Source organism: Paractinoplanes lichenicola, assembly GCF_016785085.1.
Lineage (GTDB): Bacteria > Actinomycetota > Actinomycetes > Mycobacteriales > Micromonosporaceae > Actinoplanes > Actinoplanes lichenicola.
Genome location: NZ_JAENHO010000013.1, coordinates 161695 through 176196, shown reverse-complemented (window position 1 = coordinate 176196; position 14502 = coordinate 161695). Strand labels below are relative to the sequence as shown.

Annotated in this window: 1 protein-coding gene; it reads left to right on the top strand. The window is 70.6% G+C overall.

What is annotated here, in order from left to right; all coding sequences use genetic code 11:
- Nucleotides 1-13 precede the first annotated feature (13 nt).
- Nucleotides 14-14254: a type I polyketide synthase gene (locus JKJ07_RS50565; protein WP_307834619.1), complete on the top strand. Its 14241-nt coding sequence runs from the start codon at nucleotides 14-16 to the stop codon at nucleotides 14252-14254.
- The last annotated feature ends 248 nt before the right edge of the window (nucleotides 14255-14502 follow it).

Here is a 14502-nt window from a genome sequence, read left to right as displayed (position 1 = left end):
GAGCTGACCTGTGATGACGAACGAAGACAAGCTGCGGCACTTCCTCAAGCAGGTCACCGCCGATCTGCACACGACCCGTGCGCGCGTACGCGAGCTCGAGCAGAGCCGGGCCGAGCCGATCGCGATCGTCGCCATGAGCTGCCGCTATCCCGGTGGGGTCGACGGCCCGGAGGAGCTGTGGCAGCTCGTCGACGAGGGTCGCGACGGGATCACACCGTTCCCGGTCAACCGCGGGTGGGACCTCGAAGGCTTGTATCACCCCGACCCGGACCATCTCGGGACGACGTACGCGCGGGAGGGCGGATTCCTCCACGAGGCGGGAGCGTTCGACGCGGCGTTCTTCGGCATCAGCCCGCGCGAGGCGTTGGCGATGGATCCGCAGCAGCGGCTGCTCCTGGAGGTCGCCTGGGAGGCGGTCGAGCGAGCCGGCATCGACCCGACGCGGCTGCGCGGGTCGCGTACGGGGGTCTTCGCCGGGGTCAGCAACCACGACTACATCCCCGATGCCGAGCGGCTGCCCGACGGCGTCGAGGGGTTCCTGGCCACCGGCACCTCCGCCAGCGTGGCGTCGGGGCGGGTCGCGTACGTCATGGGCTTGGAAGGGCCCGCCGTCACCGTCGACACGGCCTGCTCGTCGTCGCTGGTCGCCGTGCACCTGGCCGCGCAGGCGCTGCGGAACGGGGAGGCCACGATGGCGCTCGCCGGCGGTGTCACGGTGATGGCCACGCCGAGCACCTTCGTCGAGTTCAGCCGGCAGCGCGGCCTGTCCACGAGCGGGCGGTGCCGTTCGTTCGCGACGGCGGCCGACGGCACGGCGTGGAGCGAGGGCGTCGGGGTGCTGCTGCTGGAGCGGCTGTCCGACGCCCGCAGGCACGGTCACCCGGTGCTCGCGGTCGTCCGTGGCAGTGCGGTCAACCAGGACGGTGCCTCGAACGGGCTCACCGCCCCGAACGGACCCTCTCAGGAGCGGTTGATCCGCCAAGCCCTGGCCGACGCGGGGCTGACCGCGGGCGACGTCGACGCCGTGGAGGGCCACGGCACCGCCACCACCCTCGGGGACCCGATCGAGGTCGAGGCCCTGCTCGCGACGTACGGGCAGGACCGGCCCAGCGACCGTCCGGTGCTGCTCGGCACGATCAAGTCGAACATCGGTCACACTCAGTCGGCCGCCGGCGTCGCGGGTCTGATCAAAATGGTTCAGGCGATGCGGCACGGCAGCCTGCCGCGGACCATGCACGTGGACGAGCCGACCGCGCAGGTCGACTGGACCGCCGGGGCCGTACGCCTGCTCACCGACACCACCCCGTGGCCCGACACCGGGCGGCCCCGACGCGCCGGGGTCTCGTCGTTCGGGATCAGCGGCACGAACGCGCACGTCATCCTCGAGCAGGCGCCTCCGGCCGGTCTCGAAAGCGCCGCCGGGCCCACATCCGGGCCGGTGCCGTGGTTGCTTTCGGCCCGCTCGGAAGCCGCCCTCGCCGGCCAGGCCGCCCGGCTGCTCGCCGCGCTCGACCCCGAGGCGCCCCTCGCCGACGTCGGATTCTCTCTGGCCACCACGCGGGCCGCGATGCCGCACCGGGCAGCCGTCGTCGGCACCGACCGTGCGGACATGCTCAGCGGTCTTGCCGCGCTCGCCAAGGACGAGCCCGCCGTTTCCGTGGTGCACGGCACCGTACGGGGTGACGGCCGGTTCGCGGTCATGTTTTCCGGCCAGGGTGCGCAGCGTCCGGGCATGGGCCGTGACCTGTACGCGAGCGAGCCGGTCTTCGCCAAGGCCTTCGACGCCGCCTGTGCCGAACTGGACCGCCACCTGAGCCGGCCACTACGGGACGTGGTCTTCGCCGACGACCCCGAGGGCCTGCTCGATCGGACGGAGTGGACACAGCCGGCGCTGTTCGCGGTCGAAGTGGCGCTCTACCGGCTGGTGGAGTCGTGGGGTCTGCGACCGACGATGCTGATCGGCCACTCGATCGGTGAGATCACCGCGGCCCATGTCGCGGGGATCCTCTCATTGCCCGACGCGGCCACGCTGGTCGCGGCGCGTGGGCGCCTGATGCAGGCCCTCCCGACTGGCGGGGCGATGCTCGCGGTCGGCGCCGACGAGGCCACCATCGCGCCGTTCCTCGTGGGCCGCGAGTCGCAGGTCTCGATTGCCGCCGTGAACGGGCCGGCCTCGGTCGTGATCGCCGGAGACGATGCTGTCGTCGACGAACTGGAGCGCTCGTTCGCCGAGCTCGGTCGCCGCACGCACCGCCTGCGGGTCAGCCACGCCTTCCACTCGCCCCACATGGACGCGATGCTCGACGCGTTCCACGAGGTCGCCGCGACCCTGCACTACCACCCGGCACGCATCCCGATCGTCTCCACCCTCACCGGCGACGTCATCGAAACCGCCGACGCGGCGCACTGGGTCCGCCACGTCCGGGAGACGGTCCGCTTCGCCGACGGGGTGCGCCGGCTGCAGAACGGCGGCATCGGCACCCTCCTCGAACTCGGACCGGACGCCGTGCTGAGCGGCTCGGCCCTGGAGACGCTCACCACCACCGCCGAGGTGATACCCATCCTGCGCCGCGACCGCGACGAGCGCGACGCGGTGGCGGCGTTCCTGGCACGACTGTGGACCTCGGGAGTTGACGTCGACTGGCGTGCGGTGTTCCCCGGCGCACGGCAGGTCGCACTGCCCACGTACGCGTTCCAGCACCAGCATTTTTGGTGGGCGGGTGGGGTGCCCGGCGGGGGTTCGAGCGATCGGGTTGACGCCGAGTTCTGGGCCGCGGTGGAGCGGGAGGACTTTGCGAGTCTCGCTATCGATGCCGACCAGCCTTTGCGCACGGTCTTGCCGGCGCTCTCGGGTTGGCGTCGTCGTCGGCGGGAGCGGTCGCGTGTTGGGGACCTGAGTTATCGGGTTACCTGGAGTGCGCGCGGGCCGGTTGATGGCACCGGGATCGGCGGGCGTTGGTTGGTGGTGGTTCCGTCCGTTGAGGTGCCGGACGTGGCCGGTCTGCTCGCGGCTCACGGCGGCGAACCGTGCCTGCTGGTTGCTGAAGGCGATCGGGTGGAGCTGGCGGCGCGGATCGCGGCCGTGGGTGATGGGGATCTGGCGGGTGTCATCTCACTGCTGGCTCTGGGCCCGGCTCCGGTGGCCGCGACGACCGTTCTGGTTCAGGCTCTCGGCGATGCTGGGGTCGACGCGCCGCTGTGGTTGCTGACGACCGACGGGGTTCGCATCGACGGTGTCGATGAGCAGGCTGTCGCGGTCGATGTCGGTCAGGCCGCTGTGTGGGGTCTGGGCCGGGTTGCTGCCTTGGAGGATCCGCACCGCTGGGGCGGGATGGTCGATGTGCCGTGCCTCGACGACGTCATGGCTCAGGGGTTGTTGGGCGCGTTGCAGGCCCGGGACGGCGAGACCGAGTTTGCGGTCCGGGCGACGGGTGTGTTCGGGCGGCGTCTCGTACGTGCGGACCAGCGGGTGGACTGGGACGAGCCCGTGCTTCGCGGCGCGGTTCTGGTGACGGGTGGCACGGGTGCGTTGGGTGCTCATGTCGCGCGTTGGGCGGCCGCTCACGGTGCCGGTCATCTGATCCTGATGAGCCGCCGGGGGCGTGACGCCGAGCTGGTGGACGAGCTCGAAACGCTCGGCGCCCGGGTAAGTATGGTCGCCGGTGACGTGTCTGATCGCGACGCGGTGGCGTCGGCGATCGCGTTGGCCGGTCCTGAGGCTCCTTTGACCGCGGTGTTCCACGTTGCCGGCGTGGTGCGGGACGGTGTTCTGGACGCGGTGTCTCCCGGCGACCTCGATGTGGTGATGGCGCCGAAGGTGCAGGCGGCGGAGCATCTGGATGAGCTGACCGCCGACCTCGATCTGGCGTACTTCGTGTGCTTCTCGTCGTTCGTGACTGTGACCGGTGGCCCTGGTCAGGGGGCCTACGCCGCGGCGAACGCGGGGTTGGAGGCGGTGGTCCGGCGTCGCCGGGCGGCGGGGCGTCGCGCGACGGCGATCGCTTGGGGTCCCTGGGATGGTGGGGGTATGGCGGTCGGGCTGGCCCACGAGCGCGCTCTGCGGGCAGGTCTCACACCGCTCGAGCCCGATATCGCGCTCGCCGCCCTGAGCCGCGCGGTGACGGGGGCCGGTGACCTCGTCGTCGTCGATGTCGACTGGTCGCGGTTTGCCACGGGGGCGCATCCGCTGTTCTCGGATCTGCCCGACGCCGCAGTCTCGGCCGGTCCTTCCGAAGGCGGGTCGAATGAGCTCGTACGGCGTCTGGTCGGCATGCGGCCGGCGGAGCAGAGCCGCGCAGTCTTGGAGTTGTTGCGGGCGGAGACGGCGGCGGTGTTGGGGTTCGGCGCTACTGGTGAGATCGCGCCCGAGCGTGCGTTCCGGGACATGGGTGTTGATTCCCTGACCGCGGTGGAGATCCGGAACCGTATGGCGTCGGCGACGGGTGTCACGTTGCCGGCCACTGTCGTGTTCGACTATCCGAACCCGCGGGCCTTGGCTGATGTCATCCGTGAGCAGCTGCTGGGTACGACTCCGGCCGTGGCGGCGGCACCAGTGGTCGGTGCTGTTGACGAGAGTCTGGCCATTGTGGGGATGGCATGCCGTTTGCCGGGTGGGGTGTCCTCGCCTGAGGCGCTGTGGGATCTGACCGTTGCGGGCGTTGACGCGATGGAGGGTTTCCCGGCGGATCGGGGCTGGCCCGGCGGTGGAGACTTTGCCGCGGTGGGCGGGTTCGTCCGTGATGTGGGCGGGTTCGATGCGGGGTTCTTCGGTATTTCGCCGCGTGAGGCGTTGGCGATGGATCCGCAGCAGCGGCTGGTGTTGGAGTGTTCGTGGGAGGCCCTGGAGCGGGCGGGGGTGGCTCCGGATTCGTTGCGGGGTTCGCCGGTCGGGGTGTTCATGGGTGGGACGCCGTCGGGTTATGGGGGTGAGGACGGCGGCGGGGCCGAGGGCTATCTGATGACCGGTGGCGCGGGCAGTGTGGTGTCGGGCCGGGTGTCGTACGTGCTGGGGTTGGAAGGTCCGGCGTTGACGGTGGACACGGCTTGTTCGTCGTCGTTGGTGGCCCTGCATTTGGCGGGTCAGTCGTTGCGGGCTGGTGAGTGTTCGATGGCTATCGCGGGTGGTGTGACCGTGATGGCGACTGCGGATACGTTCACCGAGTTTGCGCGTCAGGGTGGGTTGGCCGGTGATGGCCGGTGCAAGGCGTTCGCTGATGCTGCGGACGGGACGGGTTGGTCGGAAGGCGTCGGCGTGCTGGTGGTTCAGCGGCTGTCGGATGCGGTGGCAGCGGGACGCCGGGTGCTGGCGGTGGTGCGCGGTAGTGCGGTGAATCAGGACGGGGCGTCGAACGGGTTGACGGCGCCGAATGGTCCGTCGCAGCAGCGGGTGATCCGGGCGGCGCTGCAGGCCGGCGGTCTCGCTCCGGCCGAGGTTGATGTGGTGGAGGCGCACGGCACTGGCACCAGTCTCGGTGATCCGATCGAGGCGGGTGCGTTGCTGGCGACGTACGGGCAGGACCGCTCGGAGCCTTTGTATTTGGGGTCGGTGAAGTCGAACATCGGGCACACCCAGGCCGCGGCCGGTGTGGCCGGTGTCATCAAGATGGTGATGGCGATGCAGCACGGCACGCTGCCGCGCACGCTCCATGTGGACACCCCCAGTACGCATGTGGACTGGTCGGCCGGTGCGATCGAGTTGCTGACCGAGAACACGGCCTGGCCGCAGACGGACCGGCCACGGCGGGCGGCGGTGTCGTCGTTCGGGATCTCCGGCACTAACGCGCATGTGGTGCTCGAGCAGGCGTCTGAGCCCACTCCGGTGCCGGTTGAGCAGCCCGCTGGTGTGCTGGCGTGGTTGTTGTCGGCTAGGTCGCCGCAGGCGTTGGCGGTGCAGGCGGGTCGGCTGGTCGCCGCGGTGCGTGAAGCTGATTTGCCGTACGGGGATGTGGCGTGGTCGTTGGCGACGGGTCGGGCGTCGTTGGAGTATCGGGCGGCTGTGGTTGGCGGGGACTCGGCGGTGTTGGTGGCGGGGTTGCAGGCGTTGGCTTCGGGGGTGCCGGCGGACAACGTGGTGACGGGTGCTGCGGTGGATGCCCGGCTGGTTGCGGTGTTCTCGGGTCAGGGTTCGCAGTGGGCGGGGATGGGTCGCGGTTTGTATGGGGCGTTCCCGACCTTTGCGGCGGCGTTCGATGCGGTGTGTGAGCAGTGGGATCGGCCGTTGCTTGAGGTGGTCGATCCTGACGCGACGGGGTGGGCGCAGCCAGCGTTGTTCGCGTACGAAGTAGCGCTGTTCCGGCTGGTCAAGTCGTGGGGTATCCGCCCGGACGTGCTGGTGGGTCACTCGATCGGTGAGCTGGCGGCGGCGCATGTGGCCGGGGTGCTGGATCTGCCGGATGCGGCTCGTTTGGTGGCGGCGCGGGCGTCGTTGATGCAGGCGTTGCCGGTGGGTGGGGCGATGCTCGCGGTCGGGGCGGACGAGGCCACCGTGCTCGCCTTGTTGGGCGGACGCGACGGGGTGTCGGTCGCGGCGGTGAATGCTCCGGGTTCGGTGGTGGTTTCCGGGGATGTCTCGGTGATCGAGGAGTTGGAGGCCGAGTGGGGGCAGCGGTTCCGGACTCGGCGGTTGCGGGTGTCGCACGCCTTCCATTCGCCGCACATGAATCCGATGCTCGACGAGTTCCGGGCCGTGGCCGAGCAGCTGACGTACCACGCACCTTCGATTCCGATCGTGCCTACTGCGACCGGCGATATCGCCACCGCGGAGTATTGGGTCGGCCAGGTCCGGGAGACGGTGCGTTTCGCTGATGCGATGACGGCTGCGGTCGGTGGCCGGGCGAATCCGGTGGTGCTGGAGCTAGGTCCGGACGCGGTACTGGCGCCGATGGTGGATGAGGTGTCGGTGCACGCGGCGGGGCGTCGTGAGCGTGATGAGCCGGCCACGCTGCTGACTGCTGTCGCCGGACTGCATACCGCTGGGGTGACCGTCGACTGGACCAGCGTGCTGCCCCGAGGCAGGCAGGTCGATCTGCCCACGTACGCGTTCCAGCGGGAGCGTTATTGGTGGGCGGGCGGGGATTCCTCGCCGGGTTCAGGTGATGGGGTTGACGCCGAGTTTTGGGCTGCGGTGGAGCGGGAGGACTTTGAGAGTCTCGCTATTGATGCCGACCAGCCTTTGCGTGCGGTGTTGCCGGCGCTGTCGGGCTGGCGTCGTCGTCGGCGGGAGCGGTCACGTGTCGAGGATCTGAGTTATCGGGTGACTTGGAGCGCGCGCGGGCCGGTTGCTGACATCGGGATCGCTGGGCGTTGGTTGGTGGTGGTTCCGTCCGTTGATGTGCCGGACGTGGCCGGTCTGCTCGCGGCTCACGGCGGCGAACCGCACCTGCTGGTTGCTGAAGGCGATCGGGTGGAGCTGGCAGCGCGGATCGCGGCCGTGGGTGATGGGGATCTGGCGGGTGTCATCTCACTGCTGGCTCTCGGACCGGCCCCGGTGGCCGCGACGACCGTTCTGGTTCAGGCTCTCGGCGATGCTGGGGTCGACGCGCCGCTGTGGTTGCTGACGACCGACGGGATCCGAATCGACGGCGTGGATGACCAGGCTGCCGCGGTCGACGTCGGTCAGGCCGCCGTCTGGGGTCTGGGCCGGGTTGCTGCCTTGGAGGACCCCCACCGCTGGGGCGGGATGGTCGACGTGGCGTGCCTCAACGACGCCGTGCCTCGGGGGCTGTTGAGCGTGCTCCGGGCCCCGAACGGAGAGACCGAGCTCGCCGTCCGGGCGACTGGTGTGTTGGGGCGGCGCTTCGTGCGTGCGGGCGTGCGGCAGGACTGGGCCGAGCCCGTACTTGGCGGGACGGTCTTGGTGACGGGTGGCACGGGTGCTCTCGGTGCTCATGTCGCGCGCTGGGCGGCCGCTCACGGTGCCCGTCATCTGATCCTGATGAGCCGGCGGGGGCGTGAGGCCGAGGGTTGCGCCGAGCTGGTGGCCGAACTCGAGGCGCTCGGCCCGCGGGTCAGTGTGGTCGCGGGCGACGTGGCCGACCGGGACGCGGTGGCGTCGGCAATCGCGTCGGCCGGTCCCGACGCCCCTTTGACCGCAGTGTTCCATGTCGCCGGCGTGGTCCAGGACGGGGTTCTGGATGCGTTGTCCGCAGACACACTCGATGTGGTGATGGCGCCGAAGGTGCAGGCGGCGGAGCATCTGGACGAGCTGACCGCCGACCTCGACCTGGCGTACTTCGTGTGCTTCTCGTCTTTCGTGACTGTGGCTGGCGGGCCCGGTCAAGGTGCTTACTGCGCGGCGAATGCGGGGTTGGAGGCGGTGGTCCGGCGACGCCGGGCGGCGGGGCGTCGAGCGACGGCGATCGGCTGGGGTCCCTGGGCCGGTGGCGGTATGGCGGTCGGGCTGGCCCACGAGCGCGCTCTGCGGGCGGGTGTGTCACCGCTGGAGCCTGACGTCGCGCTGGCTGCTTTGAGCCGCGCCGTGTCGGGGGCCGGTGACCTCGTCGTTGCCGATGTCGACTGGTCGCGTTTTGCCACGGGGGCGCATCCCCTGTTCTCGGATCTGCCCGAGGCTGTGGTTACGGCTGGTCCGGCCGAGGATCACGGTGGCCGGGGGGACTTCGTACGGCGTCTGGTTGGTTCGCGGCCGGCGGAGCAGAACCGTGTGGTTTTGGAGTTGCTGCGGTCGGAGACGGCGGCTGTGCTGGGGTTCGGCGCTGCCGATGACGTCGCGCCCGAGCGTGCGTTCCGGGACATGGGCGTCGATTCCCTGACCGCGGTGGAGATCCGCAACCGTTTGGCGTCGGCGACCGGTGTCACGTTGCCGGCCACTGCCGTGTTCGATTATCCGAACCCGCGGGCTCTGGCTGATGTGCTGCGTGAGCAATTGCTGGGCGCTACACCGACCGTGGCGGCGGCACCAGTGTTCAGCGCTGTCGACGACAGCCTGGCCATTGTGGGGATGGCATGCCGCTTGCCGGGTGGGGTGAACTCGCCCGAGGCGTTGTGGGACCTGACCGTTGCCGGCGTCGACGCGATGGAGGATTTCCCCACCGACCGAGGCTGGAGCATCGACGGGGATTTCGCCGCGGTGGGCGGGTTCGTCCGTGACGTGGGCGGGTTCGACGCGGGGTTCTTCGGTATTTCGCCGCGTGAGGCGTTGGCGATGGACCCGCAGCAGCGGCTGGTGCTGGAGTGCTCCTGGGAGGCCCTCGAACGCGCCGGGGTGGCACCGGATTCGTTGCGAGGTTCGCCGGTCGGGGTGTTCATGGGCGGGACGCCGTCCGGATACGGGACCGAAGACGCCGACGGGGCCGAGGGCTACCTGATGACCGGTGGCGCGGGCAGCGTCGTGTCCGGCCGGGTCTCGTACGTGCTGGGGTTGGAAGGCCCGGCGTTGACGGTCGACACGGCCTGTTCGTCGTCGCTGGTGGCCCTGCATTTGGCCGGTCAGTCGTTGCGGGCTGGTGAGTGTTCGATGGCTATCGCGGGTGGTGTGACCGTGATGGCGACTGCGGATACGTTCACCGAGTTTGCGCGTCAGGGTGGGTTGGCCGGTGATGGCCGGTGCAAGGCGTTCGCTGATGCTGCGGACGGGACGGGTTGGTCGGAAGGCGTCGGCGTGCTGGTGGTCCAGCGGCTGTCGGATGCGGTGGCGGCGGGGCGCCGGGTGCTGGCGGTGGTGCGTGGTAGTGCGGTGAATCAGGACGGGGCGTCGAATGGGTTGACGGCGCCGAATGGCCCGTCGCAGCAGCGGGTGATTCGGGCGGCGCTGCAGGCCGGTGGTCTCGCGCCGGCCGAGGTTGATGTGGTGGAGGCGCACGGCACTGGCACCAGTCTCGGTGATCCGATCGAGGCGGGTGCGTTGCTGGCGACCTATGGGCAGGACCGTTCTGAGCCTTTGTATTTGGGGTCGGTGAAGTCGAACATCGGCCACACCCAGGCTGCGGCCGGTGTGGCCGGTGTCATCAAGATGGTCATGGCGATGCAGCACGGCACGCTGCCGCGCACACTCCATGTGAACACCCCCAGTACGCATGTGGACTGGTCGGCCGGTGCCATCGAGCTGCTGACCGAGAACCGTGCCTGGCCTGAGGTGGAGCGTCCGCGCCGGGCGGCGGTGTCGTCGTTCGGAATCTCCGGCACCAACGCCCACGTCGTCCTGGAGCAGCCGGCCGCCCCGACCGACAGCACCAACGCCACCGAAAGCATCGACCCCATCAGCGCCACCAACGACACCGACCTCACCACCAGCATCGATACCACCAGCATCGACACCACCGGCACCACCAGCATCGACGCCACTAGCAGCGGCACCGCCAGCATCGACACCACCGGCACCGGCATCAGCGCCGCCACCGGGGCCACCACCAGCACCACCGCCGCTAACAACACCACCACCAACGACAGCGTCAAATCCGGCCTCGTAGCCCTGGTGCTTTCGGGGCAGGACGAAGCGGGGTTGCGGGCGCAGGCGGCGGCGTTGCGGGAGCGGGTGGCCGGGCGGCCGGCGTCGGCACCGCGGGTCTTGTCAGGGCAGGACGAGGCGGGGTTGCGGGCGGGGGTGTTGCGGGAGCGGGTGGCCGGGCGGCCGGCGTCGGCACCGCGGGTCTTGTCAGGGCAGGACGAGGCGGGGTTGCGGGCGGGGGTGTTGCGGGAGCGGGCGGCCGGGCAGCCGGCGTCGGCACCGTCCGTCCTATCAGGGCAAGACGAGGCGGAGTCGCAGGCGGCGGCGTTGCAGGAGCGGGTAGCCGGGCGGCCAGCGTCGACACCGCGGGTTTTGTCGGGGCAGGACGAGGCGGGGTTGTGGGTGCAGGCGGCTGGGTCGCGGGAGCGGGTGGCCGGGGAGACGGCGCCGACACCGCGGGTCTTGTCAGGGCAGGACGCGGCGGAGTCGCGCGGGCAGGCGGCGGCGATGCGGGAGCAGGGGGCCGGGCAGTCGGCGCCTGCATTGCGTGATGTGGCGTGGTCGTTGGTGACGGCACGCAGCATGTTGGCGCACCGGGCGGTGGTGCTCGCGCGTGACATCGACGAGGCCGTCGCGGGATTGGAGGCGCTCGCGGGCGGTGAAACGGTAAGCCCGCTGGGTCCGTTGGTGGTAGGTGCTGGGCGGGCGCGGCCGGGGTCGTTGCCGGTGGTGGTGTTTTCGGGTCAGGGTTCGCAGTGGGCGGGGATGGGTCGTGGGATGTATGCGGCGTTCCCGGTGTTCGCCGCGGCCTTTGACGCAGTGTGCGAGCAGCTGGATCGGTGGTTGGATCGGTCGCTGCGTGAGGTGGTGTTCGACGCCGACGGTGATGTGAATGCGACGGGGTGGGCGCAGCCCGGTTTGTTCGCGTACGAGGTGGCCCTGTTCCGGCTGATCGAGTCGTGGGGGATTACCCCGGACGTGCTGGTGGGTCATTCGATTGGTGAGCTGGCCGCAGCGCACGTGGCCGGTGTCCTGGACCTGCCGGACGCGGCGAGGCTGGTAGCAGCACGCGCGACGCTGATGCAGGCGTTGCCGGCGGGTGGGGCGATGCTCGCGGTCGGCGCGGACGAGGCGACGGTGCTCGAGGCTATCGACGGGCGCGATGGTGTGTCGGTTGCGGCGGTGAATGCTCCGAACGCCGTGGTGGTCTCGGGCGACGCCGAAATGGTGGAGACCCTCGACGTCGAGCTGGGGAAGCGGTTCCGGACTCGGCGTCTGCGGGTGTCGCATGCGTTCCACTCGCCGCGTATGGATCCGATGCTCGATGAGTTCCGCCGGGTTGCCGAGCAGCTGACCTACCACGCGCCGCAGATTCCGATCGTGTCGACCGCGACCGGCGATATCACCACCCCCGACTATTGGGTTGGCCAGGTCCGAGCGACGGTACGCTTCGCAGACGCGATGGCGACCGCGGTCGCTGACCAGACGAACCCGGTGGTGCTAGAGCTGGGCCCGGACGCGGTGCTTGCCCCGATGGCCAGCGCCACAATAAACGAGGCCACGGTCCACACGGTCGGGCGTCGTGAGCGTGACGAGCCGACCACGCTGCTGACTGCCGTCGCCGGACTCCACACTGCAGGCGTGACCGTCGACTGGACCAGTGTGCTGCCCCGCGGCCGCCAGGTCGATCTGCCCACGTACGCGTTCCAGCACCAGCGCTACTGGTGGACAGCCACACCGCGGGCGGCCGCTGCCGTCGCGGACCCCGGCGAGTCGGCGCTCTGGGACGCAGTGGAAGCGCAGGACCGCGACCAGCTCGTCCAGACCCTCCAGGTTGAACCCGAGACGGCGGACGCAGTTCTTCCCGCGCTCCGGGCGTGGCGGCACCGCGCTATCGAGCACCGCATGGTCGACGATTGGCGTTACCACGTCACCTGGGAGCCGCTTCCGTTCGCGGGCTCGAACCACGGACCGTACGGGCATTGGATAGTCGTCACCGGCGGCGGTGCCACCACCGACGAGATCATCGGGCTGCTCGTTTCGGCCGGGGCACGTACGACGGTTGTCGATGCGGACCTCGAAAATCCCGGCTCGCTGACCCAAGCACTGCTTGACGGGTCGGCGCAGGCGATCGCGGGAATCGTCTGCCTGTTCGACCTCACCACAGACGCCGACGCGGCGGAGCTCGCGGGCGGGGTCGGCGCGCTGGCGAACGTGGTGCGCGCCGTCATCGAGGCCGACCTGGCCGCGCCGTTGTGGCTCCTTACTCGCGGCGCCGTCGCCATCGGACGTTCCGACCCCGCGCCGGCACCCTCCGGCGCGGCGCTGTGGGCGGCCGGTCGGGTGGCGGGTCTGGAGCATCCGCAGCTATGGGGTGGTGCGGTGGACGTTCCCGTCGCCGCCGACGCGAACACGGCTCAGCGCTTGTTGTGGGTGCTCGGTGGCGGCGCCGGGGACGAGGACCAGGTCGCGGTGCGGGGGCCGGGTGTCTTCGGGCGCCGATTGGTGCGCGCTCCGTGGGGCGCGGCCGCATCTCGGGAATGGGTGCCGCGGGGCACGGTGCTGGTCACCGGCGGCACCGGGGCACTGGGTGCGCACGTGGCCCGGTGGGCGGCGAGCCACGGGTGTGCCCGGGTCGTGCTGACCAGCAGGCGGGGGCCGGCCGCCGAGGGTGCGCCCGAGCTGGTCGGCGAGCTGGAGGCGCTCGGCTGCGGCGTCGACGTGGTGGCCTGCGACGTCGCCGACCGCGACGCCGTGGCCGCGCTGGTGGCCGAGCACGCTCCCGACGCCGTGGTCCATGCGGCCGGAGTCGCCCCCATGCGCGAGCTCGTCGCCCTCGACGCATCCGAGGCCGAGGCCACGATCGCGGCCAAGGTGGACGGCGCCCGGCACCTCGACGAGTTGTGCGGGGACCTCGACGCGTTCGTGGTCTTCTCGTCGAACGCCGGTGTGTGGGGCAGCGCGGGGCAGGCGGCTTACGCCGCGGGCAACGCCTACCTCGACGCGCTGGTCGCCGCGCGACGCGCCCGTGGACAGGCCGGAACCTCCGTGGCGTGGGGCATCTGGGGCGGTGGCGGCGTCGGGGCGGCCCCCGGGGCGAGCGAGGCGCTGAGCCGCCACGGAGTCCTTCCCATGGCCCCCGAGCCGGCGATCCGTGCGCTTGTCGACGCGGTCGGCCGCGACGAGGAGTTCGTCGCTGTGGCCGACATCGACTGGAGCCGCTTCGCGCCGTCCTTCACCGCGGCACGGCCGCGGCCACTGATCGCCGAGATCCCGGAGGTGCGGGCCGCCCTCGAGAAGCAGCCCACACCCGAGGACGGCGGGGCCGGCACGCTCCGGCAACGGCTGGCGTCGGCGAGCCCCGATCAGCAGCTCGACGGGCTGGTCGAACTCGTGTGCAGCACCGCGGCGGCGGTGCTGGGACACGACTCCCAGCATCCCGTCGAGCCCAACCGATCGTTCCGAGAGCTCGGCTTCGACTCGCTCACCGCGGTCGAGCTCAGCAGACACGTCGCCGCGGCGACCGCCCTCTCGCTCCCACCGAGCCTTGTCTTCGACTACCCGACACCGACGCAGCTCGCGGCAAGTCTGCACGCTGACATGTTCGGCGGTGCTCGGGGCGGAGACGGCGATGGTGTGGTGGCGGGGTTCGCCGAGCTGGAGCGCCTGGAGGACGCGCTGAAGCCGGGAGTCACCGACGACATCGGCCGCGAGCGACTCACCAGCCGTTTGCGCGCCCTGCTCGACCGGCTCGAACCGGCCCGGGAACCGGTCGAGCGTTCGAGCTCCGGACTCGACAGTGCCTCCGACGACGAGCTGTTCGACTTCATCCATCGCGAGCTCGGCCGCTGATTCCGGGGCTAGGTCCTGTTTCGCAGTTGGAGCGGGGCTGCGGCAGGGCCCAGATCCCGCCTGGCGGCGTCCCGGGAAAGCCAGGTTCCAACACCGGGAGCCGGGCTTCCCCGGGCCACCACCAGACGAAATCTGGACCCGGCCTCGCTCCCACCCCAACTACGAAACAGGACCTAAAGGAGGGGGTGTCGTCGCCATGGAGGGGTCGCCCGCTGGGGGTGCTTAGGGGTTGCCGCTGCGCAAGAGCC

Excerpts from the sequence above, each read along its gene's own strand:
- JKJ07_RS50565 (WP_307834619.1), top strand. The coding sequence starts at position 14 with ATGACGAACGAAGACAAGCTGCGGCACTTCCTCAAGCAGGTCACCGCC.